Origin of the sequence: Nocardioides sp. zg-1308 (assembly GCF_013155375.1) — a bacterium.
In the GTDB taxonomy this organism is placed as follows: Bacteria; Actinomycetota; Actinomycetes; order Propionibacteriales; family Nocardioidaceae; genus Nocardioides; species Nocardioides renjunii.
This window is the reverse complement of record NZ_JABJQY010000002.1, coordinates 1,170,776-1,195,121: the sequence shown is the minus strand read 5'-3', so window position 1 is coordinate 1,195,121 and position 24,346 is coordinate 1,170,776. Positions and strand designations below refer to the sequence as shown.

21 protein-coding genes are annotated in these 24,346 nt (G+C 68.4%); 7 read left to right on the top strand and 14 right to left on the bottom strand.

The annotated features are described in order from the left end of the window. Positions 1-254: 254 nt before the first annotated feature. Together HN031_RS07510 and HN031_RS07505 are read right to left on the bottom strand one after the other, a co-directional pair. Positions 255-1,202, bottom strand: a complete 948-nt coding sequence (locus tag HN031_RS07510) for a rhomboid family intramembrane serine protease (protein ID WP_172268400.1) — start codon at positions 1,200-1,202, stop codon at positions 255-257. 48 nt (positions 1,203-1,250) lie between these two features. Then, the gene (locus HN031_RS07505) at positions 1,251-1,763 is read right to left on the bottom strand and encodes a peptidylprolyl isomerase (protein WP_172268397.1); all 513 of its coding nucleotides are present in this window, start codon (positions 1,761-1,763) and stop codon (positions 1,251-1,253) included. Between the two features lie 240 nt (positions 1,764-2,003). Between HN031_RS07505 and HN031_RS07500 the strand changes: the two genes are divergently transcribed. Beyond that, positions 2,004-2,834: a hypothetical protein gene (locus tag HN031_RS07500; protein WP_172268394.1), complete on the top strand. Its 831-nt coding sequence runs from the start codon at positions 2,004-2,006 to the stop codon at positions 2,832-2,834. A 99-nt stretch (positions 2,835-2,933) separates the two neighbouring features. Here HN031_RS07500 and HN031_RS07495 read toward each other — a convergent pair whose 3' ends face one another. The 9 genes from HN031_RS07495 to HN031_RS07455 form a co-directional block, all read right to left on the bottom strand. After that, complete coding sequence (locus HN031_RS07495) at positions 2,934-3,956, bottom strand: 1-acyl-sn-glycerol-3-phosphate acyltransferase (RefSeq protein WP_322423699.1); 1,023 nt, start codon at positions 3,954-3,956, stop codon at positions 2,934-2,936. Further along, positions 3,953-4,798 carry a patatin-like phospholipase family protein gene (locus HN031_RS07490; RefSeq protein WP_172268391.1) on the bottom strand — a complete coding sequence of 282 codons (846 nt, stop codon included), beginning with the start codon at positions 4,796-4,798 and terminating at the stop codon, positions 3,953-3,955. Before HN031_RS07490 ends, HN031_RS07495 begins: the two co-directional genes overlap by 4 nt. Before the next feature lie 33 nt (positions 4,799-4,831). Beyond that, entirely contained in the window at positions 4,832-5,212 is a 381-nt protein-coding gene (locus tag HN031_RS07485; RefSeq protein ID WP_216652079.1) for a DUF3817 domain-containing protein, read from the bottom strand. 10 nt (positions 5,213-5,222) lie between these two features. After that, on the bottom strand, positions 5,223-5,978 hold the full coding sequence (locus tag HN031_RS07480; RefSeq protein ID WP_172268388.1) for an SURF1 family protein: 756 nt from the start codon (positions 5,976-5,978) through the stop codon (positions 5,223-5,225). A gap of 75 nt (positions 5,979-6,053) precedes the next feature. Continuing rightward, positions 6,054-7,304: a sigma-70 family RNA polymerase sigma factor gene (locus HN031_RS07475; RefSeq protein ID WP_172268385.1), complete on the bottom strand. Its 1,251-nt coding sequence runs from the start codon at positions 7,302-7,304 to the stop codon at positions 6,054-6,056. 10 nt (positions 7,305-7,314) lie between these two features. Continuing rightward, on the bottom strand, positions 7,315-7,647 hold the full coding sequence (locus HN031_RS07470; protein ID WP_172268382.1) for a YciI family protein: 333 nt from the start codon (positions 7,645-7,647) through the stop codon (positions 7,315-7,317). 115 nt (positions 7,648-7,762) lie between these two features. Beyond that, positions 7,763-8,338, bottom strand: a complete 576-nt coding sequence (locus tag HN031_RS07465) for a hypothetical protein (protein ID WP_172268379.1) — start codon at positions 8,336-8,338, stop codon at positions 7,763-7,765. 115 nt (positions 8,339-8,453) lie between these two features. After that, complete coding sequence (locus HN031_RS07460; protein ID WP_172268376.1) at positions 8,454-11,030, bottom strand: endo-1,4-beta-xylanase; 2,577 nt, start codon at positions 11,028-11,030, stop codon at positions 8,454-8,456. A 159-nt stretch (positions 11,031-11,189) separates the two neighbouring features. Beyond that, positions 11,190-12,200, bottom strand: coding sequence for a LacI family DNA-binding transcriptional regulator (locus HN031_RS07455; RefSeq protein ID WP_172268373.1), 1,011 nt, complete (start codon positions 12,198-12,200; stop codon positions 11,190-11,192). 302 nt (positions 12,201-12,502) lie between these two features. Here HN031_RS07455 and HN031_RS07450 point away from each other — a divergent pair, with 302 nt between their 5' ends. Both HN031_RS07450 and HN031_RS07445 read left to right on the top strand, forming a co-directional pair. Further along, complete coding sequence (locus HN031_RS07450) at positions 12,503-13,675, top strand: site-specific integrase (RefSeq protein ID WP_172268370.1); 1,173 nt, start codon at positions 12,503-12,505, stop codon at positions 13,673-13,675. A gap of 205 nt (positions 13,676-13,880) precedes the next feature. Continuing rightward, positions 13,881-14,348, top strand: a complete 468-nt coding sequence (locus tag HN031_RS07445) for a hypothetical protein (protein WP_172268367.1) — start codon at positions 13,881-13,883, stop codon at positions 14,346-14,348. Positions 14,349-14,563: 215 nt separating this feature from the next. On the opposite strand, the gene HN031_RS07440 is transcribed toward HN031_RS07445, so the two are convergent. Next, the gene (locus tag HN031_RS07440) at positions 14,564-15,883 is read right to left on the bottom strand and encodes a protein kinase (RefSeq protein WP_172268364.1); all 1,320 of its coding nucleotides are present in this window, start codon (positions 15,881-15,883) and stop codon (positions 14,564-14,566) included. 126 nt (positions 15,884-16,009) lie between these two features. Between HN031_RS07440 and HN031_RS22250 the strand changes: the two genes are divergently transcribed. The 3 genes from HN031_RS22250 (at position 16,010) to HN031_RS07425 (ending at position 20,448) form a co-directional block, all read left to right on the top strand. Continuing rightward, positions 16,010-16,759: an HNH endonuclease gene (locus HN031_RS22250; RefSeq protein ID WP_172268361.1), complete on the top strand. Its 750-nt coding sequence runs from the start codon at positions 16,010-16,012 to the stop codon at positions 16,757-16,759. Positions 16,760-17,302: 543 nt separating this feature from the next. Then, on the top strand, positions 17,303-19,402 hold the full coding sequence (locus HN031_RS07430) for a sensor histidine kinase (protein WP_172268358.1): 2,100 nt from the start codon (positions 17,303-17,305) through the stop codon (positions 19,400-19,402). Further along, a complete protein-coding gene (locus tag HN031_RS07425; RefSeq protein WP_172268355.1) occupies positions 19,399-20,448 on the top strand; it encodes a hypothetical protein in 1,050 nt (349 codons plus the stop codon). The genes HN031_RS07430 and HN031_RS07425 overlap by 4 nt, the downstream gene beginning before the upstream one ends. A gap of 138 nt (positions 20,449-20,586) precedes the next feature. On the opposite strand, the gene HN031_RS07420 is transcribed toward HN031_RS07425, so the two are convergent. Continuing rightward, the gene (locus HN031_RS07420; protein WP_172271418.1) at positions 20,587-20,964 is read right to left on the bottom strand and encodes a very short patch repair endonuclease; all 378 of its coding nucleotides are present in this window, start codon (positions 20,962-20,964) and stop codon (positions 20,587-20,589) included. Positions 20,965-21,101: 137 nt separating this feature from the next. Here HN031_RS07420 and HN031_RS07415 point away from each other — a divergent pair, with 137 nt between their 5' ends. Next, positions 21,102-22,391 carry an ATP-binding protein gene (locus HN031_RS07415; RefSeq protein ID WP_172268352.1) on the top strand — a complete coding sequence of 430 codons (1,290 nt, stop codon included), beginning with the start codon at positions 21,102-21,104 and terminating at the stop codon, positions 22,389-22,391. An 11-nt stretch (positions 22,392-22,402) separates the two neighbouring features. Here HN031_RS07415 and dcm read toward each other — a convergent pair whose 3' ends face one another. Beyond that, positions 22,403-24,319 (bottom strand): DNA cytosine methyltransferase, encoded by a 1,917-nt coding sequence (gene dcm, locus HN031_RS07410; protein WP_172268349.1) that lies wholly within the window; start codon positions 24,317-24,319, stop codon positions 22,403-22,405. Between the last annotated feature and the right edge of the window lie 27 nt (positions 24,320-24,346).

Genomic DNA, 24,346 nt, shown 5'->3' with positions numbered 1-24,346 from the left:
TGGAGCGGTGAGTGAGGCAGGTTCGGGGTACGGCGAACCTGCGTGGCTCACCGCTCCTCGGCGCAGAGATATCCACACTGTGGAGAACTCCTGTGGAGGAATTACACCGGTGTAGTTGTCCACAGGTGTGTGCACACCTGTGGGAACAGGGGGGCTCCGTCCCCCGGTGCTCCCTCAGCGTCGTACGAAGGCGTACGCATGCGTGCCGGTCCGTATGACGCAGCCCGCCAGAGGTGAGCGGCGGGCCGCCGGCCTCAGCCCAGCGCGCCGACGCGTACGACGGCAAGCGCGAGCAGCACGACCGTCAGCAGTGCGGTGCCGCCCCACTGGAACAGCGAGCGGTGGGCCTTCGGGGCGTACGCGATGATCGCCGCGACGGCCATCCCGCCGAGCAGCCCGCCGAGGTGGCCCTGCCAGGAGATGTAGCGCCAGCCGACGACGGTGATCACGACACCGAGGGCGAGGTTCTGCATGAGCCACGAGGTGTCGAGGCGGGCCTTGCGGAACGTCACGAGCAGGCCGCCCAGCAGGGCGTAGATCGCTCCTGAGGCGCCGAGGGTGTAGCCGGTCGGGTCGGAGAGCCAGAGCACCATGACGCTGCCGGCCAGTCCCCCGACGAGGTAGACGAGCAGGAAGCGCGCCCGTCCCATGATCCGCTCGAGCGCCGGGCCGAGGATGTAGAGCGCCATCATGTTGAGCGCGATGTGCCACACGTCCACGTGGGTGAACATGCTGGTGACCATCTGCCACCAGGCGCCGTCGGAGACGCCGGACTGCCAGCCGGTGATCGGCAGGGTGGAGCACAGCTCGGCGTCGCCGACGGAGGGGTAGTAGCGACCCGACCCGTCCGTGAGCTCGCACCGGCCGCGCGGGCTGAGCGCCAGCAGCGCGGTCAGCCGCGAGCCGCTGCCGCCGGTCGCCGTGATCGCCAGCCAGACCAGTGCGTTGATCGCGATGAGGACGTACGACGTCAGGCGCGGGTCGGCGCTGCGCTCGCCGCCGTAGAGCGCGCGGTTCTGGCGCGAGCCCTTGGCGGCCTCCTTGACGCAGTCGGGGCACTGGAAGCCCACGGCCGCGTCGCGCATGCAGTCGGGGCAGATCGGCCGGTCGCAGCGCTGGCAGCGGATCCAGGTCTCGCGACCGGGGTGCCGGTAGCAGGTGGGCACCCCGGTCGCGGCCGGGCCGTCGGACGGCTGGGTCATCAGGAGGTGGAGCTCGGCAGGGTGATCAGGAACGTGGTGAGGTCGACGTCAGCGCTCGATCGCGAGCGTCTCGATGACGACCGACTCCACCGGGCGGTCCATCGCGCCGGTCTTGGTGCTGCCGATCGCGTCGACGACGTCGCGGCTGGCCTGGTCAGCCACCTCGCCGAAGATGGTGTGCTTGCCGTTGAGCCACGGGGTGGCGCCGAGGGTGATGAAGAACTGCGAGCCGTTGGTGCCGGGGCCGGCGTTGGCCATGGCGAGCAGGTAGGGCTTGTCGAAGACGAGCTCGGGGTGGATCTCGTCCTTGAACGTGTAGCCCGGGCCGCCGGTGCCGGTGCCGAGCGGGCAGCCGCCCTGGATCATGAAGCCCTCGATGACCCGGTGGAAGCCGAGGCCGTCGTAGTACTTCTCCCCGGTGCGCCCGGCGTCGTCGCGGTAGTCCTTGGTGCCCTCGGCGAGGCCGACGAAGTTGTCGACGGTCTCGGGAGCGTGGTTCGGGAACAGGTTGACGACGATGTCGCCCCGGTTGGTCGTGAAGGTCGCCTGGGGGTCGGCCATGGGAGTGCCTCTCAGCTGTGGGTACGTGTGACGTCTCGTTGTCGTGCGTGCGACCCGATCCTGCCACGCGGGTCCCACGCCCGACCCACGCAGCCCAGACCGGCAGCCCACGCCTGGGCCCCCGCGCGGCGCCCTGCCGCCCGGCCACCCGCGTGCCGCGCGTCTCGCACATCCGGACGGGGCTGGCCGCGTCAGGGAGGGCATGGTGAGATGGACGGACACAGACAGAGGAGGTCACGCATGCCTTTCGGCCGCAAGAAGTCCCTCATGGACCGCGCCCACGACTACGTCGAGCAGCTCTCGGAGACCGTCACCGAGTCCGTCATCCCCCAGCTGGAGCAGGCCTGGGAGCAGGCCGTCGACAAGGCCGGGCCCGCCATCGCCGACGCGCGTGACAAGGCCCAGCCGTTGCTCGCCGAGGGTCGCACCGTCGCCGCCGAGAAGGCGGCCGCCGGAGCCGCGATCGCCGCGGAGCGCGCCGCGGAGGCCCGCGAGAAGGCAGCGCCGCTGCTCGAGGAGGCGCGCGCCCGTGCCGCCGAGACCGCGTCCCTGGCCGCCGCCGTCGCCGCGGCCCGTGCTGCCGAGGGCCGCGACCTCGCGACCGCCAAGGTCAACGAGCTGCGCGGCATCGAGCCCGAGCCGCAGGGCGGCGGCAAGCTCAAGAAGCTGCTGCTCCTCGGCGGCCTGCTGGCCATCGGCGGCGTGATCTTCAGCAAGCTGCGCGGCAAGCAGGATGCGGAGGCCAACTGGCAGTCGACCTACGTCCCCCCGGCACCGCCCGCGTCCTCGACCTCGACGACCTCGACGACCTCGACGGCCGCCGCGGCGTCCGCGCCGGTGACCCCGGCGACGACCGCCCTGGCCGACCCCGTGGGCGACCCGCTCACCGACCCGATCGGGGAGGTCACTGCGGACGACGTCGTCACGGCGGAGCCCCCCGCGTCGGTGGACGTCGGCGGCGGCGCCCCCGGCGAGGCGATCAGCGACTCGGCCGAGGAGGCGCACGACGCCACCACGCCCGACGCCCCCGCGGAGATCATCGACATCGACGACGTGCCGCGCCACACGTAGTCCGGCTCGTCCCGCCCCGGGCGGTGTGCCACCCACGCTCCTGATCCTCGGACGTGGCCGGGACACCGCCCGCGGTCGTTCCAGGAGGAGTCGCACCGCTCAGCGGGCGAGGTCGACCGGCCGGTGCTCCTCGACCCAGTCGTCGATCCGCTCCCACCAGCCGTAGAGCCACTCGATCCGCGCCTCGCGGTCCTCGGGGATCTCCGCGCGCGGCACCTGCCACCAGCGCATGGTGAGCTGCTTGTCCATCGGCAGCTCGCGCCACAGGTCGCCGACCGTGAGCAGGTGGTCGAGCCCCGTGTGCGCCACCATCAGCACGTCGGCCTCCGGCGCCGCCTCGAGGGCCGCGAGCACCCCGCCGGGCCGCGGTGCCAGGACGTGGGTCATCTCCTCGGCGCGGACCGCCATCCGCTCGAGGCCGAGCTTGCGGAGCCGGGCGATCCCCCGGTCTCGGCGTGCCGGGGTGAAGTTGCCGCCCTCGGGGAAGATCACGAAGGCGTCGTTGTCGTCGAGCCCCGACGCGAGGGTGGCGATCTGCGACTCGAGGTCCTCTCCGGCGACCGGGTTCGGCGAGATGAAGCGCGCCGGGATCCGGTTGAGGATGACGTCGATCGCCGGGTCCCAGGCGAGGGTGTTCTTGAGGACGACCCGCGGCTCGCGGTGGTACCAGTGCAGCAGCGCGTACATCAGCGTGAACGAGTCGCCCGGCCCGGCGTGGCGGCACATCACCAGCACCGGCCCGTCCGGCACCCGCGGCGGGTGGGGGCCGTCCGTGCGGATCCGGAGGGCGAGCACCCGGCGGGCCTCCCGGAAGAACACGATCAGCGTCCCCTGCACCAGGTCGTAGTGGATCCCGGCGAAGTACGGCGACCGGATCCGCCAGCCGAAGCCGCTGGCGAGCCAGAGCCCCAGCAGCACGACGAGCAGCAGCGTCTCCATCGTGGCGTAGAGCAGCACCAGCCACAGCAGCCGCAGCGCGCGCCACCGCCCGGGCAGCACCGGCGACAACGCGGCCGCGACCAGCAGCCACGCGGGCATGGTCACCCACAGCAGCACCGTCAGCCCGATGACGGCCGGGGCGACGAGGAGCCGGCGGACGGCCCAGACCGCGCGGCGGCTCACGGACGGCGGTCCGGGCGGGGACCGAGGGCCTCGTCGAGGTGGCTGCGCGAGGCGGCGTACGTCGCGTCGATGCGGGCCTGCACGCCGGCGAAGTCGCGGTGCGCCCACAGCGAGTCGTCGCGCGACGACGTACCGGCGGCAGGCAGGACGTGCGCCTCCACGCCGTCGGGGATCGTCGCCATGTCGCGGGTGAAGCGGTGCCGGCGGGCCACCTCGAAGCTCACCCGCGCCACCTCCCACGGCTTCGTCGGCGGCTTGAGCGGCCGGTCGATGCGACCCACCTGCAGCACGAACACGCGCGTGGCGCCGAGCTCGACCGCGCGACCGACGGGGATGGAGTTGACCAGGCCGCCGTCGAGGAAGTGCTCGCCGTCCACCTCGGCGGGCGGGAGCAGGCCGGGTACGGCGGCGCTGGCGAGGATCGCCGGCACGACCGGGCCGCTGGTGAACCAGTGCTCGGCCGCGCGCTCGATGCTGGCCGCGCACACCTCGAACCGCACCGGCAGGTCCTCGAAGCGGGTCTCGCCGAGCTCCTCCTCGAGGCGACGCCGGAGCGGCGCGGAGGAGTAGATGTGGGTGCCGGTCGTGACGGCCCGGCGCACCGTGCGCAGCGGCCGGTCGCCGTACACGTCGCCGCCCTGCGCCGTCTCGGCCCACAGCTCGGTGAGCCGGTCGACCACCGCGAGCTCGGGCTGGCGCGCCACCAGGGCGCCGTTGAGCGCACCCACGCTCGTGCCCAGCACCAGGTCCGGGACGATGTCGCGCTCGAGCAGCGCGCGCAGCATGCCGACCTCGACCGCGCCGAGCACGCCGCCACCACCGAGCACGAACGCTGTGGTCATGGCCCGACCCTAGTGAGGGCGGGACCGCGGCGGCTACGCGGTCTGCGGGTGCTCGGCGCGCACGCGCTGCGTCGCGCGGTGCTCCGCCCAGAACGACAGCACCGGGATGGTGCCGCAGACCAGCGTCACCAGGGTGAACGGCAGGTCCCAGCCGGCTCGGCGCGAGAGCAGGAAGGCGCAGAACAGGAAGATCATGTAGAGCCAGCCGTGGGCGACGCCGAGGTAGGTCGTGATGGCGTCACCGAGCTCGTTGAGGTCCGACCCGGGCGTGACCCACATGGGCGTGCTGTCGAAGACGCCCCACATCGGGGAGCCGTCGAAGTTGGCCAGCGGGACGCCGATCAGGCAGAGCACCACGAGCAGGACCCCGACGATCGTGGCCATGACGCGGTAGGCGGTGAGGGTGCGGGACACGGCGCTCAACCTATCGGGGGGTCGGTTGCCCGACCTCGGTGGTGCCGAGCGCCTCGGCGACCTCCGGAGCCGTCGCGTCGCGCCGCCAGCGCCACCAGATGAAGGCCGCGAACGCGCCGAAGACCCACCACTCCAGCGCGTAGAGCAGGTTGCGGATCCCGGTGAAGCGGCTCGGGCTGGGCAGGGCCTCGAGCTCGGCCGGACGGAGTCCCTCCGCCGGCTCCTGGGCCACGAGGTAGGCGGAGTAGAGGTCGACGTCCACGCGCTGCACCGCGTCGGCCACGCGGATCTCGGGGAAGACGTCGTCGGAGGGGTCCGCGTCCGTGACCAGGCTGCCGTCGGGCGCCTGCAGCCAGCCGGTGAGGTCGGCGTCCCCGGTCGCCTGCAGCAGTGCCGGGTCGGGCTCGGCCGCCCAGCCGCGTACGACGAGCACGGCGGAGTCGTCGACCTGCAGCGGGGCCACCGCCCAGTAGCCCGCCTCGCCGTCGAGCTCGCGGTCGTCGACCCAGAAGCCCCCGTCGAGCCACTCACCGGCGACCTCGACCGGCCGGCCGAGGTCGGGCGCGGGGAAGCGGTCGTCGCTGCCCATCACGTCGGTCAGCGGCACGGGGGTGATCCCGGTCAGGTCGCGGGCCTCGGCGTCGCGGTGCGCCTGCCACGCGTCGTACTGCCACTTGCCCAGCATCGTGGCGATCGCGACCAGCACCAGCGCGAGGACCGCGGCGCCGAGGTCGGTCAGCAGGCCGGGTCGGCGGGAGGCGGTCACGGCCTCGATTGTCCCGTACGCCGCCCAACGGCCGGCGGCCGGTGGGAGCGGATCGGCCCCGGGTCGGGATGTGGCTCAGGCGTCGCCCTCGGCGGCGGCGAGCTCGTCGCGCCGGCGACGCAGGTACGCCGACTCGGCGCTGTTGCCGGCGAGGTCTATCGCGCGGTCGTACGCCGCCCGCGCGTCGGCGCTGCGGCCCAGCCGGCGCAGCAGGTCGGCCCGGGCGGCGTGGAACGCGTGGTAGCCGTCCAGCGACCCGGCGAGCGCGTCGACCTGCGCGAGCGCGACGTGCGGACCGTCGAGCTCGCCGACCGCGACCGCCCGGTTGAGCGCGACGACCGGCGAGGGGTCGAGGCGGACGAGCTGGTCGTAGAGCGCGACGACCTGCGACCAGTCGGTGTCGCGCGCGTCGCGGGCGTCGGTGTGCACCGCGTTGATGGCGGCCAGCAGCTGGTAGCGACCGGGCGGGCGGCCCGACGCGAGCCGCTCGCGCACGAGGGCGTGCCCCTCGGCGACGAGGTCGCGGTCCCACGCGCCGCGGTCCTGCTGGTCGAGGGTGACGAGCTCGCCGTGCGGGGACACGCGCGCCCCGCGCCTGGCCTCGATGAGCAGCATCAGCGCCAGCAGGCCGGCGACCTCGCCGTCGTCGGGCAGGAGCTCACGCACCAGGCGGGTCAGGCGTACGGCCTCGGCGGTGAGGTCGGCCCGCACCGGGTCGGCGTCGGCGCTCGTGGCGAGGTAGCCCTCGTTGAAGACGAGGTAGAGCACGCCCAGCACCCCGGCGACGCGCGTCGGCAGGTCGTCGGCCTCCGGCACCCGCCAGGGGATGCCGGCGGCCTTGATCTTGGCCTTGGCGCGGGTGATCCGCTGCGCCATCGCCGTCTCCTGGACCAGGAACGCGCGGGCGATCTCGGCGACGGTCAGGCCGCCGACCATCCGCAGCGTGAGCGCGACGCGCGACTCCATGGCGAGCGCGGGATGGGCACAGGTGAACACCAGCCGCAGCCGCTCGTCGGCGACGGCGCCGGTCGGCTCGGGAGGTCCGGAGAGCTGGTCGCCGAGCATGAGCGCCTGCCTCTGCTTCTCGTCGCGCCGGCTCTCGCGTCGTACGCGGTCGAGCGCCTTGCGACCGGCGGTGGTGGTCAGCCACGCGCCCGGGTTGGGGGGTACGCCGTCGACGCGCCACCGCTCGAGTGCGGTGGCGAAGGCCTCGGCGGTGGCGTCCTCGGCGACGTCGAGGTCACCGAAGCGGCGGGCGATCGTGGCCACGACCCGGGCCCACTCGTCGCGGTGGACCCGGGCCACGACCTCGTCGAGACCGCTCACGGACGCAGGCTCAGGCGATCCCGTCGAAGGGACGGACCTCGATCTTGCGGCGGCAGGCCCGGGACCCGCCCTCGGCGAGCGTGAGGGCGACGTCGAGGTCGGACGCCTCGATCACCCAGAAGCCCGCGAGGTACTCCTTGGTCTCGGCGAACGGGCCGTCCGTGACGGTGGTGTCGCCGGAGCGGGCGTCGACGACGGTGGCCGTGTCGAGGGTCTGCAGGCCACCGGCGAAGACCCAGTAGCCGTCCTGCTTGAGCTGGTCGTTGAAACGGTCGACGGCGCCCGGCTCGTCGGCGGGGCCGGGGGTGGCGGTGTCGTCGACCACGGAAAGGAGGTAGTGCATGTCAGTCATCTCCAGCGGTTGCGGCCACCCCTGCTGGGCGGCCTCTCACCACTACCACGAACGGACCTACCGGGGTACGACAGCTTTGGCGGGCCGATCCGCGGATCTTTCGCCGTCAGGGATCATCGCGGAAGTTCCGAGCCACCCGGTGACTCGGATCTTCCGCGATCTCCTGCAGGAGCCCCTCGACCGGTTGCGCGGTGTCGACCCGCAGCACCGGGCAGGCGAGCCCGGCCAGCCACTCCTCGTGCACCGCCCGGCTGCGGCCGTCGAAGGCCGGGTCCTCGTAGCCGGCCGCCCATGCGATGAACTCAGCGTGGGACTCCACCAGGTCACCGCCCGGCTCGATGCGGTCGCCGTAGCGCACCGCCTCGCGGTCCCGGAGCCGCTGGAGGCGTACGTCGGGGGCCAGCGAGCAGAAGACGACCGCGTCCAAGAGCGGCACCACCGGCTCGCCCCAGCCCATGATCGACCCCGACAGCACCCACGCCGGGCGGGGCAGGAACACCTCCTGCATGAGACGGATGCGCTCGGCCTCCGGCCGCTTGTCGACGTACGGCGGGTCGGTGGGCACCCAGAAGTAGTCGTCCGCGTCGGCGTGCGGGACAGCCCACCGCCCGGCCAGCGCGCGGGCCAGCGTCGTGGTGCCGGAGCCGCTGGCGCCCATGACGAGCACGCGCGCGGGGTCCATGGGGTGCTCCGTCTCGTCCGAGGGTCGCCGATCAGGCGGACAAGTCCTACCAGACTCGACAGCGACGACGGGGGCGGACACCCGTCCGGTGCCCGCCCCCGTCGTCGTGAGTGCCTCAGCGGCCGCGGCGGGTGACCACCACGTCGAAGGTGCTGGTGCGGGTGTTGCCCGAGGAGTCGCGGGCGGTGCAGGTCACCGTGGTGGTGCCCACGGGGAACCGCGAGCCCGACGCCGGACGGCAGGTCACCCGACGGGGACCGTCGACGGTGTCGATCGCCGACGGCTCGGCGTAGCGGACCTTGACCGCCCGGTCGCGGCCGCGGACCGTGACGCGCACCGTGGACGTGTCCGCGATCCGGGGCGCCAGCACGTCGGCGGGTCGCGCGGGCAGCCGGGACGGGTCGACGATCCCCCAGTAGGCCGGGGCGGCCTGCAGGTCGTCGTCGAAGGGCAGCGGGTTCTCCCACGGCCGGGGCAGGGGCCACGTACGCAGCCACGTGCGCGCGTTGCTGATGCCCCAGAACGTCACCGAGTCGATGGACCTCGACTGCCGCCCGAGCATCGCGAACAGGTCGCGGTAGTAGTAGCCCAGCTCGATGACGGCGTCGTCGTCATCGGCGAAGGCCCGCTCGTACTCCGGCGTCTCCCCCGAGCTGACGTCCGCCCCGGTGTTCTGCTTCGACAGGTTGACGTCGAGCTCGGTGATGGCCTGCAGCAGGTGCGGGTCCAGCCGGCGTACGGCCGTGATGGAGTCCTCGAGCCACTGCACGGGACGCGCGACGTCGACGTGCGCCTGGTGACCGACGCCGTCGATGGGCACGTGCCGACGCTGCAGTGCCTTGATCAGCGAGAGGTAGTCCGCTCGCTTCTCCGGCATCTCGGTGTTGTAGTCGTTGATGAAGAGCTTGGTGTCGGGGAAGTAGCGGTCGGCCAGCCGGAAGGCCTCGTCCACGAAGCCCTCGCCGAGGACCTGGAACCAGCGGCTGTCCCGCATGTCGTGCGGGTTGGCGTTGTCGCCGTCCGCGATCACCTCGTTGACCACGTCCATCGCCCAGATGGGGCTGTCGCCGTCGGGGTAGCGGGCGTCGATGTGGTCGGCGATGGCCTTGATGTGGGCCCTCATCCGGCTGCGCAGCAGCGCCTGGTCGGCCCGGCTGCTGGTGAGGTCGCGGGTGCCGTCCTTGAAGAACCAGGCCGGCGTCTGCGAGTGCCACACCAGCACGTGCCCGTAGACCTCGACGCCGTTCGCGTCAGCGAAGTCGAGCAGCTGGTCGAGGCCCTGCCAGGTGAACTGGCCCTCGACGGGCTGGACGCTCTCCGGCTTGCCGGCGTTCTCTGGCGTCATCGCGTTGAAGTGGCGCAGGAGCAGCTCGGCGGACCGGCCGGTCGTCTCCCGCTGGTCCACCGCGACGCCCACGTGCTCGATGCCGCGACGCCCCAGCACGTCCTTGAGACCCGGGATGTCCTGCTGCACCGGGGAGAGCTGCCCGCCCTGCGGCAGGGTGAAGATCCACCGCTGCGCGACCTTCTCGGCCAGGACGGTCCGGACGGCGGCGACGGTGTTGTCGCGCACTCCCCCACCGTCGTGCGCGAGGACGACCGCCCCGCGCTGGACCGCCTCGCGCAGGCGCGCCGTCAGGGTCGCGACCGACTGGTCGTTGCCGTCCCAGTCGAAGATGACGTTGCCCAGCCCGAGGGGCTGCATGCCGAGCGCCGCCGCCACGGCGCCGGTCTGGCCCCAGCTGCCGTTGGGCGCGCGGAAGTAGGGCACGGGGAACCGTGGGTCGCTGACGGCCTCGCGGATGATCGCGAGGTTGGCCTTGAGGTCGGCCTCGACCTGCGTCTGCGTCCACTGCCCCATGTCGGCGTAGGACGTGGAGTGGTTGCAGAGCGTGTGGCCCTCGGCCACGATCCGGCGCAGGATCGCTGCACCGCCCGGGGCCTGGACGTTCTGGCCGATGACGCAGAACGTCGCCTTCACGCCCTGCGCCTTCAGGACGTCGAGCAGGTCCTCGGTCTCACCGGGGTTGGGACCGTCATCGAACGTCAGGGCGGCCGTGTTGCCCAGTCCGCGCGCCGCGGCGAGGGGCTCGCTGGTCGGTGCGACCGCTCCTCCGGGGACGAACGCGGGGTCCGGGGTCGGGGTCCACGTGTCGCCGGTGCCGCCCTCGATGACGAGGTCGTCGACCTGGTAGGCGTACGGCGCGGAGCTGCCGGACAGCGCCCCCGAGCCGAGGTAGACCGAGAGGCCGGCGGGGTCAGCGTCGCGCGGGACGGTGAACGTGCCGCTCACGGTGCTCCACGCGTCGCCGGTGACGGTGGTGTTGCCCACCCAGGTGTAGCTCGGCTTCACGACGAACCGGATGTCGGCGGAGCCGGTGGTCCCCGGTGCGAGCCGGGCGCGCATCGACAAGGTGTACGTCCCGCCTGGCCGCAGGAGTCCCGGCGACTGGATGCCGTCGTAGTCGTTGGCCCGACCGGCCACCTGCAGCACCCGGCCGGCGCCGGTGTCGACCACGGACACGGTCGGCCCGCCGCTGACCGTCCACGGGTCGAAGCTGCCGTCCTCGAAGTCCTCGCTGCTCACGACGGGTGCCGCCGTGGCCCCCGTCGACGGGGCCACCGCAGCGGTGACGGCCAGTGCTGCCGCCATCACCCACAGCGCCGTCGTACGCCTCGCACGTCGTCTCATGTCCTGTCCTCCACAGCCGGTCGGTCGATGAGGCGGCAGGCCCAGCCGGCGCCCCGAGATCGTGCTCCGAAAGTGTTTCGGAAACATTTCGGAAACAACGTCAGTGCAGCACGGGGCACCACCGCCGTCAAGGGTCGACGGGGCGGGAGAGCCGGTCGCTCAGCGCGCGGCGGTGCTCTCGCGGACCACGAGCTCGGTGGCCAGCTCGACGCGCGGACCCTCGATGGACTCGCCGCCGACCATGCGCAGCGCCATCTGGCTGGCCATCCGGCCGAGCTCCGTGAGCGGCTGCCGCACGGTGGTCATCGGCGGGGAGGCCCAGCGGGAGCTGGGCAGGTCGTCGAAGCCGACGACGCTCACGTCGTCGGGGACGCGACGGCCGCTGCGGCGCAGGGCCTCGTAGACGCCCATGGCCATCTGATCGTTGGCGGCGAAGACGGCCGTCGGAGGCTCCGCCAGGCCGAGGAGGTGGACCCCGGCGCGGTAGCCCGACTCGTAGCCGAAGTCTCCCTCCACCACCAGCTCCGCCGCCGGCTGCAGCCCGGCGGAGCTGAGCCCGGCGCGGTAGCCGTCGAGCCGGCTGCGGGTGCACCATAGACCGGGTCGACCGCTGATGTGCGCGATCCGGCGGTGGCCGAGCCCGATCAGGTGCTCGGTGGCGGACACGGCCCCGCTCCAATTGGTCACCCCGATCGTGGGCAGGTCGAGCGCCGGCACGCCGGCCGGGTCGATCGCCACGGCCGGTACGTCGAGGCGCTCCAGCTCGGCTCCGAGCTCGCCGTCGAGGTCGGTCAGCACGAGGATCACGGCGTCGGTGGCGCGGACGCGGAGGTTGTCGAGCCACTGCCGTCGGTCGGAGGCGCGGCTGTGGATCGCGGAGACCACGGTGCCCGCCCCCGCGGCGTGCACCACCTCCTCGACCCCGCGCACGATCTCGAGCGCCCACGGGCTGTCCAGGTCGTCGAAGACGAGGTCGATCAGGCACGCCTGGCCCTGGCGCCGCGACGGCCGGCGGTACTCGTGGTGCCGTAGCAGCTGCTCGACCCGCTCACGGGTGCCGGGCGCGACGTCCGAGCGGCCGTTCAGCACGCGCGACACGGTGGGCACCGAGACCCCCGCCTCCGCAGCGATCGCGGAGATGGTGACGGCCCTGCCAGACGCGCGGCCCACTCGTCAGTCCTCTCGATCCGGTCCTGCGGCCAGCCTAGGGCAACGGGGTTGCGGTGCTGTCTCTGCGCGAGGCGGGACGGGGATCGGTGGTGGAGCCTAGGGGACTCGAACCCCTAACCCCCTGCTTGCAAACCCCTCGGACTATCGCTCGAAGCGCCACTCGAGCGTGAAATTGCAGGTCAGGAGCGGTCTTTGTCGGACTCGTTTGGACAGTCCTTCCCCCTAGGTGCCCCATTGCTCAACTGCCAGAGTATGGGGTTAAATCGTAGCCGGTGGATTGCGGGCAAACAGGAGGCGCTGACATGACACGGCGACGAGGTTTCGGCGAGCTCGAGCGACGCTCCGGCGCGACGGGACCGTCCTACCGCGCGCGATACGCGATGCCGGACGGCACGCGCCACTCGCGCAACTTCCAGACCAAGATGGATGCCGAAGCGTGGCTCGCCAACGAGCGATCCCTCATCGACCGCGACGAGTGGACGCCGCCCAAGGCCCGGAAGGTCGCCGAGGCCCGCCGCGAACGCGAGCAGGCGATGAGCACCGTGGAGGCGTTCGCCGAGCGTTACTTGGCCGAGCGCGGCCTGCGGCCGACAACGGTGCGCAGCTACAAAGCCCTGCTCGAGCATCGGATCCTGCCGTACTTCGGCGCGATGCCGCTGCGCGACGTCACCCTCTCCGAGATCAAGGCGTGGCGACGCTCGCTCGATCCAAAGACGGCGTCGTCCAACGCATCGGCGTACCGGCTGTTGCGTTCGATCCTCCAGGCAGCCGAGGAGGAGGAACTGGTCGATCGGGCTCCGCCGAAGATCCGTGGAGCCGGCAGTGCTCCCGTCAAGGCGGTCGTGGTCCCAGCGACCTTCGACGAGATCGCGGTGATCATCAACGAGATGCCCGAGCGGCTGAGGCTGCTCATCGTGCTGGCCGCCTTCGTCGGCTTGCGCGAGGGGGAGCTGCTGGAGCTGCGACGGTCCGACATCGATGGCCTCACTGGCCGGATCACCGTCACCAGGAAGATCGACAAAGACGTCAACCCATCTGTCCGGGGTGCGTGCCCTCAGTGCGGACGGCACATCAGCTCGCCGAAGACCAAGAGCGGAGTGCGGACGGTCCACGTCCCTCCACCGTTCTTGCCGATGCTGCAGAAGCACCTGCTGGAGCACACGGCTACCTGCCCGTCCGGGCTGCTCTTCCCCGGTGACCGCACCGACCACATGAGCGTCCGCTACCTGATGGACCGCTACCGGCCCGCCCGGGAGAAGGCCGGTCGGCCGGACCTGACAATTCACCACCTGCGTCACACTGCTCTGACCCTCGCCGGCCAGCACGGGGCCACTGCCGCCGAGCTGCAGGCGCGGGCCGGCCACGCCTCTCAGGCCGCGATGGCGATCTACCAACATGCCACCCTCGACCGCGACAGGTCGTTGGCCGAGAAGATCGGAGCGACCTACGCGGCTTGGTGCGCGAGTCGACCGTAGTCGGTTCCGCACGAAGCTAGTGACCTGAAGCTGCTGAGTCCTTCCACCGGAACTCCTGACCGGGGGGCGCCCTCGAGTCGCCGGGAGCAGCACTTGAGCATCGAAGAGTCCCCGTTGCGACTCAGCACTTGACTTTTGAGTCTTCTTGAACGACTCTTGAGTCTTCGAGTCACTGCAGCGTGGCTCACCGGACTCAGGAGCAGCAATGAGACAGGTCGAGATCGACGACGCGACGTACGACCGCCTGGTCGTGGCGGCCCGGCTGATGGACCGAACGGTCGGCGAGGTCGTGGCCCGACTGGTGGACCGCCTCGCCAGCGACGCGGCCCCGAGCGTGCCAGTGCCCAACCAGGCAGCGACCGCCGTCTCCAAGTCCTCCACCTACACCCCGCCCGCTCGAGCGACGACCGACCCGACAGTGGAGTGGATCCCCGTCTACAAGGTGTACAAGGCCCACCGCATCGACGGGACGTTCAACCCGCGCAACCACGAGGTCCGGCTGTCCACGGAGCCGTGGGTCAACAAGACCTTCTCGTCGCCCACCGCCGCCGCCGTGGCGGTCGTCGAGCACGTCTCCGGCGACGTCCGCGAGTCGCCCAACACCAACGGTCGGAAGTTCTGGAAGGTCGCCGACACCGGCAAGAACCTGCACTCGATCATCGGCGAGCGGTGACCGTCATGCGACCTGTCCTCTACACGTTCATGACCCTCATAGCGATCATGGCGCCAGCCGCCCCGGCCCCGCTTGCCGTGGGCCACTCGCTTCTCCTCGTGAGGCACGACCGGCGACAGCGCGACCGCAAGCGCGTGGCCGCAAGCCGCGCCCAACAGCGCAAGCGCCAAGTCGAGCGCGAGTGGATCTCGGCCTTGCGGTCGCTTAGATGACGCTCAGTCCTGCAGTAGAGACCTCAGGTCCGGACTCGCGAACCGCCGGTCCCGGGCAATCGACTGACGGAAGTAGTCCGTCGAGGCCGACTGATGAATGGCCCGCGCCATGGTCGCGGCTGCGTGGCCAGAGAGTCCCTCGAGCCAAGACCGCAGGCGATCATTGGGCGTCCACTGGTCCCAGCTCCGGACGGCCTCGCAATAAGGAACTGCGACATCCTCCATCAAGCCGTACTCCTCGACCTCGGGAAGGGCGGCCAGCACCGTGCGGATCAGGTCCATAGGCGCGACGGTCCGGCTGTAACTCAGATAACCCTCGTCCAAGTGACCCGCCATCTTCTCGGCCAGTTCGGCGCCGTTGGAGGGGTGGGAGCGAGTCCACTTGTGCACGGCTGAGGGCTCGATGCGAACGACGTCATCCAGCATGAAGTCGGGATCGTCGAGATTCTCGCGCACGACGTCCCAGAGGGGGTTATCAACCCTGAGTGCCCCGCCCTTTTCACCCACCAAGGTCCTGAAGTTCCCCTTCTCCGATATCGGCATTTCGGTCAGGAGTTCCTCGCTGCGCTCAACGGCCTCCATCATGGACTGAGGGCGGCGTCCGGGGTCATCCATGGTGAGCAGCCTGACCACCGGCCGCCACTTTCCATTCGGGAGAAGTCGCTCCGTGTAAACGGGTGTACGCCCGGTGAGCAGCCACGCGAGGACCCGGCCGACGCTATAGACGTCGGCTGCCTGCGTCACCGCGTGCGGGTCGCCATGGGTCTCAGGTGCGATGTAGCCAGTCGTTCCCATCGTGGTGACGCTGCCCGTGAGGGCATTCGTGGTCTCGCCCAGGGGACGGCGGATGAGCCCGCCGTCTGCGATGACCCAGCGCAGCCCCCGAGGTCGGCTTGGATCCGCGAGGGCCAGCACGTTGTCAGGTTTGATGTCTCTGTGGGTGTAGCCGAGCTCATGCATGAAACCGACGCCCGCGGCCACCTCCTGGAAGACCCACTGACTCAGTGTTTCCAGGTCATACGAGTGCAGGAGAGTGTCCCGCTGCTTCCTCAGTGAGCCCGTAGAGAGGGGCATCGTGTACCAATAGAAGCCCTCCTCGTCGATCCCCGAGTCAAGAATCGGCATGACGTGGTCATGTGCGAGCGACGACATAACGTCGATCTCCCGACGAAGCCGGTCGTTGTTGTTCCCGTCCCACGGCAGCGGTCGCTTAATGGCGACGCTAGGTCCTTCGCCATCCCGACGCTTGGCCAAGGAAACGACGCACTGGCCACCGCGTCCCAAGTCCTCGACCTCGACGTAAGGGCACTCTCCAGGCTTCACGGCCGAAATCTTCTCATCCCCTCTCACCGGGCCCGTGAGTCGTCATGGATAAGTCGGTCGATTCATCACCATCACGGATCGCCGGATCCCAGGACGCCTCGACCGAAGCAGATCTATTGTCGCCGGGTGGCTGACTGGACCCGCGAGGAGCTCGTGATCATCTGCGCCGAACTCAAGGCGAACGACTGGAAGGTCTACCGGGCCAACTCGCCTGAGGCAGAGAGGCTGTCCGCGCTGCTCATAGACGCCAACTTCGTCCCGTTGAGCGAGCGTGACGACGACTTCCGTAGCCCGAACAGCGTTCAGCGCAAGATGTACGACCTCAGCACGCTACTGCCCACATACGGCGGCAAGCCCACCAAGGGCGGGCGGCCCACCCGCGAGGTGCTCCAGGCGTTTCTGGACAGGCCAGACAAGATGGACACGCTGGCCACGAGCCTCGCCGCCGCGATCGAGGCCGGACGGACCCCGAAGGACGCCGCGGTTGATGTCGACTGGGACTCGGACGCCGACTCCCTCAGCGACGACTTCGAGGCCCAAGAGGGCGGCCAGTGGCTCGCGCAGCACTACCGCCGGGAGCGGAACCGCACGATCCGCAAGCGGAAGATCGCCGCTGTCCAAGCTGCTGGCCTGCTGATCGCCTGCGAGGTCTGCGAGTTTGACTTCGGCCGCGCCTACGGAGACCTCGGCGACGGGTACATCGAGGTCCACCATGTCCTGCCACTGCATGCGTCTGGCCCCACGACCACAAGACTGAGCGACCTGGCTCTGCTGTGCAGCAACTGCCACCGGATGATCCATCGCGCGCGACCCTGGCTTACCCCCGAGGAGTTGCGAGATCGCCGAGGCACGACGGTCGCTACTGCCTCCAACTAGCCGTTCGGGTCCGCCCAAGCGCTCTCACGGAGCGGCTCCGTGGCTCGTTCCCTTCCACTCTCGGGCACCTCGTTCTCCCGGACGCGGACGACCCGCCATCCGCGTACATGCCAAACGGTAGGGCCGTGCATGCACCACCGCAGGCTTCGCCCGAGGTCACCACGGCAGCGTGGCGCTGGCGCAGATGCGTCGGACTGCTTCACCAACCTGCCCGTCGATCTCGAGTGCCAATTCTTCGACGACGTCTACGTACCCATCCACATCGCCGAAAGTGGCCCCGATTGAGACCTCGCCATGGGCAATACCGTTCCTGCGCGCAACAGAGCATGCAGACGTTCCGCCTCATCGGACGTTGCCAAGCGGACCCGAAGGAGCCGAGGGGTGGTCCCAGCGACTCTTTTCCGTCGACACGGGTGTACCGGTCGGACGGTTCGCCCTAGTCAACATATGCTGCCGATGCGTCGCCCGTCACGTGACATATCAGTAGGAGCCTCAATGGTCGAACACCTAGGGAGTGCTCCCTTTCGTCCTCGTGCTCGGATCATGCGGACCTTGGGGGCTGAGCTAATCAGCAACGAGCGGGTTGCGTTGATCGAACTAGTGAAGAACGCCTTCGATGCCGACGCCTCGATCTGCCTCATCCGCTTCGAAGGATCCTTGGCACGAGACTCCGGCTCCGTCACGGTGCTTGACGACGGTCACGGCATGGATGCTCAAACGCTCTCGCGCGCGTGGCTCGAGCTCGCCACCACGACGAAGCGCACTGATCGTCGAAGTGAAAGTGGCCGCCGCCGCGTACTGGGCGAGAAGGGCGTGGGGCGACTTGCAGCCGCGCGAATTGCTCACAGCCTCTTGGTCACGACGCGTCGTCAGGACGACTCCGAATTGGAGTTGCTTGTTGAGTGGAGAGACTTTGACCGTTTGGATGCGTTCCTTGATGAGATTGACATCGCGTGGGCCAGCGGAGACCCAGACGAATTTGCTGACGGCGGGGCGGCCGCGCGGATATTCGCGGACGCAGGAATAGAGGGCTACGCGTCTGGACACGGGACGTCGTTGAGGATGGATGGCTTAACGACCGACTGGGACCTGGAGGATTTGCGCGAACTCCGCCGAGCGCTGGAGCGGCTAGCACCTCCCGCACCTCTATCTGAGGCGGCCGGCGCCGCCACACCCGAGTTCCGCATCTTCTTGGAGCTTCCTTCACCATTCGAGGACCTCTCGGGTGAGGTCGGTCCACCGGAGGCCCTTCGCGACCCTCTCTACCAGTTGAATGGAGAGGTCGACGCGACTGGCCGCGCGACACTTAGATATTTCCAAGCCCATCCTCCATCGTCTGAGGATATTGATCTCAACTTATGGGCAAATCCGGAACGCCCACCGTCCTGTGGCCCGTTCAAAATTGCTGTTCGCATTTGGGATCGGGACCGAGCCGGTATCGCCATGGCCGCTCCAGACATGGGCGTCCGCGACTTCCGCCGTCTTTTAGATCCGCTGGCTGGCGTGAGCGTTTACCGAGACGGGTTTCGAGTCTTCCCGTTCGGTGAGCGGGGAGACGACTGGTTACGACTGGACGCGAGGCGGGTGAACAACCCGAGCCTGCGCGTGTCCAACAACCAAATCATGGGAAGCGTCTACATCTCGGCCGACGAAAATCCTGGTCTCCAAGATCAATCGAACCGAGAGGGAATGCAGGAAGGCCCTGCCTACGATGACTTCCGTACCTTGATCATCGCCGCCCTGACGGAGGTCGAAGGACGTCGAAGGGATGCAAGGAAGGACGGTTCGTTAAAGCCCGACGTCGGGAACAGACTATTCGACGTTTTTGAGTTGAGTGACGTGGTGGACGGCGCCAGGGCCGGAGGTGCCAGTCGCCACGTGATCGAGCTAATCGAGGCAAGACAGCGCGAGATGTCGAGCGGCGTCGACAGAGTAAAAGAGGTAATCTCGGCGTTTCAGCTGCAAGCCACTTTGGGCCAACTGGTGGATAGGGTCGTACATGACGGTCGAAACGCGATTGGGCCACTGCGAAACAAGGCCGACCTTTTGAAGAGCGCCGTCGGCTCCGGCGTGGAATCGCGAATCGCGAATAGACGAAGCGAGCTCTTGGAGGTGGTCGAGACGCAGACAGACGTGCTCAGAGCCTTGTTCGACGGACTCGATCCTCTCAGCGGCCGGAAGCGCGGTCGGCCACGAAAGGTCTCTGCGCTCTCCACAGTGCAGAAGTCGATAGTTGGCGCTGACACCTCGCTCAGTCCAGCGACGGTCATTGACGTTGGCGGGGACGACGTTGAGGTGACGTGGGCGGAGTCCGACATAATTATGGCGGTCGTAAACCTTGTCAATAATGCGCTGTACTGGGTGGAGCGGACCGCAGTCGGGGAAAAACGAGTGTCGGTTCGAGTTCGATCTCAGCAGGAAGGAGTCGTGATCATCGAAGTGAGCGACTCTGGGACCGGCGTGCCGGAAGCGTTCAGGGCCTCGATCTTCGAGGCATATTTTTCTATGAAGCCGGACGGAACTGGGTTGGGACTCGCCATTGTGGGAAGTGTCGCAGCACAGTACGACGGCGAGTTGACCTACTCGCCCGCCGGACCTCTGTCCGGCGGCACCTTTTCTCTAGTCATAAGGAAACGCGTATGACCATCCCTCCATTCCGAGTCCTGGTTGTAGATGACAACCCAGCCGCCGTGACGACTGTCCGCGACCGCCTTGGGGAGGTGGAGGATCGCGGGCTAGCGCAGTTCGCAATCGACACGTTCGACGACTTCGCTGACGCCACCCTGGCTCTTCGGAACGGACGGTATGACTTCGCTGTAGTGGATCTGAGGTACGACCAGGACGGCGGCGCTCCTCAAAATGACGCGGGTCTTGACCTTTTCGCGGATATTAGTTCGATGATGTTTTGCCCTGTCATCTTCTATACGGCATACGGTGAAGATGTCGGCGCGGATCTCCGCGAGCTGCCTTTCGTGTGGGTCGTTTCGAAAGTGGATCCCACAAACATCGACATCGTTGTCGCCGAACTTCTTGACAGTGGAATATTGATGACTATTCGTGAACTCACTCGAGAGGTGGAGGGAGAAGTAAGAGAGTACCTGTGGTCCCAACAGAGCCTAGCGCGACTGTTAACCATCGGCGACCAAGTGAAGCCGGTGCTCTTTAGACGCGTTGCTTCCAAACTTGATTGCACTGAGGGTCAGGAAAGGGCGGCTGGCGTGCCCGCGTCGCGCATGTACTTGTACCCTCCCGTTACCGAAACTCTGACTTGCGGTGACGTCTTGCGACGTGGCGACCATTGGGAGGTGCTCCTGACGCCGGCCTGCGATCTAGTGGAGCGCAGCGGAGGAGCGCCCAACGGCGAGTACCTGCGACTGGTGCGCGCCCTTACGGCTGAAAGCGTTGATATGGGCAGAACTGCCGAGGCCGAATGGCTCAAGCGCGTGCACACTGGCGGAAAGCCGCGCTACTCGTTCCTGCCGGCGTTTATCGAGATTCCTCGCCTAATCGTTGACCTACAACAGGCGAGCACGCCGTTGCGGACCCAGGTGATTGCAGATCTTGAACGCGGGTCAGTTGAGCGAGTAGCTACCCTAGACACGCCTTACGCTGAAGAGCTGCTGGTTCGGTCGAGCCAATACTTGGGCAGGGTCGGTTCGCCGGATTTGGCCAACAACAATTTCGGTTGATGGCCGTCCAACGACCCCCTACCTGTGGTGGTTCAGGTCGTAGGTCTTGCCTGCGGTTAAGACAACAGACCAGTGATTCGAACGGTATGTCCACGTCGCGCCAGGGTCCAACCTTCACAGCCGCTCGAGTCGCCCCGCCTACCCGTCGAGGCGCTGGTACTCCGCACAGACAGCCGCAGCTGCCGCCGCCGCAGACTCGTGCTCCCAAAGGCGGAGCACCGTGAGGCCTAGCTCTCGCAGACGAAGGTCGGTCTCGTTGTCGCGAGCGCGGTTGCGCTCGATCTTCGTTACCCAGAATTCCGTCCGAGTCTTGGGTACGACGAAGTGCTGCGGGCACCCGTGCCAGAAGCATCCGTCGATGAACACATAGAGCCCAACCCGGGTGAAAACTAGGTCTGCTCTTCGGCGACGATCGAAGGGCAGAGCCCAGTCGACCCGATAGCGAAGGCCGGCGCGGTGCACACGCGAGCGGATGGCCAGCTCCGGTCCGGTGTCTCGCCTCCGGTTGGCCAGCATGGTGTTGCGGGCCGCTGAGGTCACCGGCGGTGAGGCAATTGTCGGAGGCTTGAAATACGCTGTGCTCGACACGCCCCCGCCGCGCCGGACCGATCGCTCTTCGCCTGGCATGCTTTCCACACTAGGAGGTTGATCTGGTGGCCGGAACCAAGACGTTCGAGGTTGCGCCGTCTGCCGCGCGTCTCACCGGGTCGCTGCGCGACATCGGCTACGACTTCACGACCGCCGTCGCCGACCTCGTCGACAACTCGATCGCCGCTGGTGCTTCTCGCATCAATGTCTACACCCAGTTCGTGCCGCACGGCTCGTACGTGCTTATCAGCGACGACGGGTCGGGCATGTCGCAGAAGGATCTGGTCGAGGCGCTGCGGTTCGGTACGCGACGGGACTACGGCAAGAACGAGTTGGGCCGGTTCGGGCTCGGGCTGAAGACCGGATCGTTCTCGCAGTGTCGGCGCCTCACGGTGGTGACCCGCACGACTCCTGCACAGGCGCGGTTCAACGTGATGACCCTTGATCTGAATCGCATCGCCCGGACGGACACCTGGGACATCACCGCAGACGAGTCCACTCCGGCGATCGAACGGGCGAAGGACCTGTTGCGCGAGTCCCCTGGGACGGTCGTGGTCTGGGAGGACCTCGATCGAGTGCTACCCGAGCGGTACGCGGAGACCGGTTGGGGGCGACGGCGGCTGCGTGCGCTCGCCAACCGCACCGCCGACCATCTCGCCATGGTCTTCCATCGCTTCATCGCCGGCGAAGCATCAGGCCGCAGCGAGGTAGTCATCTGCGTGGACGAAACCAAGCTGCTTCCATGGGACCCCTTCGCTCCCGACGAAGGGGCGCGGTCGGTCCTTCCGGAGCAGGTCTTCGAGGTGGAGGTCGAGGGGGGTAGCTCTGAGGTGCGCTTCCGTGGCGTCGTCTTGCCTGCCCGGGATCGCTTCTCGTCACTTGAACAGTTCGAGCGTCTATCAGGTCCGCAGAAGTGGAACCGACAGCAAGGGCTCTACATCTACCGAGCTGACCGATTGGTTCAGCACGGGGGATGGTCGGGTCTGAGGGGGATCGACGAGCACACGAAGCTCGCGCGGGCGGCCGTCGATTTCGATACCGACCTGGATGAGGCGTTCCAGATCAACGTCGCCAAGATGCACGTCGAACTGCCCCCGGTGGTCAAGCAGATGCTGGAGCGTCCTGTCCATGAGCTGTGCGTCCTGGCCGATGACGCGTACCGCCGATCAGCCAATGCGGCGGGAAGGACTGATGCCCTGATCAAGACGGCCAAGGCGTCGGACACGGCACTCCGCGACGTGGGCATCGCGCTCAAGGCGGCGTTGCTCGAGGATCGGTCGTTGGAGGACTTCCGGTCGGCACTGGAACTGATCCGAACTCGTCACCCCGGTCTCGCTGAGCAGTTGGGACTCTGAGGCACAGATCCTCAGCGTTCGTTGCGGTACTTGCACCACGCGGCGAGCGGGCATACCGAACAGTCGGGCGCTTTCGGCGTGCATATGTGCGCGCCGAGCTCGATGAGCGCGACCTGGGCCTTCGTGCTCTCCTCGTCGAAGCCGATGAGTCGACCCACCGCGATGCGACCGTCCGAGCTCCGGTTCTTGAGCCACCGCTCCGTCCCCTGGAAGTAGCGCCCCGCCACTCGCAACGCACCAGTGCTCGCGATCACCGGCTCCTCGCCCTCCGGGTTCGCCAGCATCGCTAGTTCCGCCGTGCCTCTGCGGAGCATCCCTTGAGCAACCAGCTCCGTGAGGTGGGCGTCGTCCAAGGCACCGTCGGTGGCGGTCACCGACCGCGCGAGCTCGACGAGGCGGGTGGCAAGGTCCGGCTTGCCCAGCCAGCCGGCGAGTTCCTGCACCAGCTCGCTCTCGTCGAGGAGACGACTCGGGTCGTCCCATCCTGAGATAGAGGGCCATAGGGCATTGACCACGGTGTCGGACTCTGCGCCGAGCGCGGTGTCCCCCAGGACGACCAGCCAGCGGGAGCCGGACCGGAGCCACGGACTGATCGCGGGAGAGATGCGGAACCACTCCGCCAGCGCCGACTTGGTGTCCGACGTAGTCACGGCGAGGCCCGGGGCACCTCGCTCCACGACCTCGACGACGGCGGCACCGATGGCGCGCGCCAGTCGGGGGGGAACGGCGTTGCCGATCTGACGGAACGCGGAAGTGGGCGCGCCGGCGAAACGGAAGTGGTCGGGAAAGGTCTGGATGCGTGCGGCTTCCCGGATCGTCAGGGTCCGATTCTGCTCCGGATGGATGTACCAGTAGCCGTCCTTCGCGATGTGCGCCGTGATGGTCCGCGACAGGTCATCAGCGTCCAACCGCTTGTACTTGTCGTCGAAGATGTCGTCCCGGTAGCGCTTGAGCTCGGCGGGGAGTTCGGAGTAGCGGGTCTTGGTGTCGAGTTGTTCAAAGGCCGCCTCGTCATCGTCGCGCACTCGCCGGGTGACGTGGTCGTACACGCGGTCAGCCTGTCCCGCCGGCACGAGACTCCGCATCTCACGCTGGAATTCGGTCCTCGGCCCGGCGTACCTCCGCCAGCCTGCGCGGTTCGCATCGGACGCCCATCCGTCCTTGGGGTCGACCGCGGGGAGGTCACGGATCGCGTTGCCGAGCGTGACCTTCTTCGCGGATTCGGCGGGCCACGTGAACTCGAGGCCCCCCAGCACCGCGACCAGGATGAGTCGTTGACGGAACTGCGGGACGCCGTACCTGTAGGTATCGACGACCCGCTCCTGGACCGAGTACCCCCAGTCCTCCAGTCGGCGCACGATGGATCGAAGGATGAACATCTCGCGGTCGAGTGCCATGTCGGGCACGTTCTCCATGATCACGGCACGGGGGCGGGCCAACCGAACGATCTCGAGGTAGGACTGCCAGAGGTCTCGGCGCTTGTCATGTCGCTCGCGTACGCCGTTCTGGACGAGGAACCTCATCCTGGAGCGGCCGGCCTTGGAGAACGGCTGGCACGGCGGACCGCCGGCCAAGACGTCGATCCTCGCCGAGCGGAGGATGTTCCCCACCTCTTCGACCCGATTCGGGTCACCCAGGTCCCACCCGACGGACATGCCGGCGAAGTGGTGGGCGTGGGTCGTGAGCGCATCCGAGTCGAAGTCGGCACCGAACACGACGCGCATCCCTGCCTGTTCCAGACCGAGGCTCATTCCTCCCGCCCCGGAGAACAGGTCGGCGGCGAGGAGGGTCCGCTCGGACGAGGACCGAAGGCGACGCACGAGACTGGCGAGTTCGGCCGGGTCACTGCAGTGGTCCGGGTGCTTGGGGAGACGCAGCGCCTGACCCCGCGCGGAACGTGGGGCGGCCGGGTCAGCTTCGACAGTCATCGTGGCGATTCTACGAAGAGTCACCGA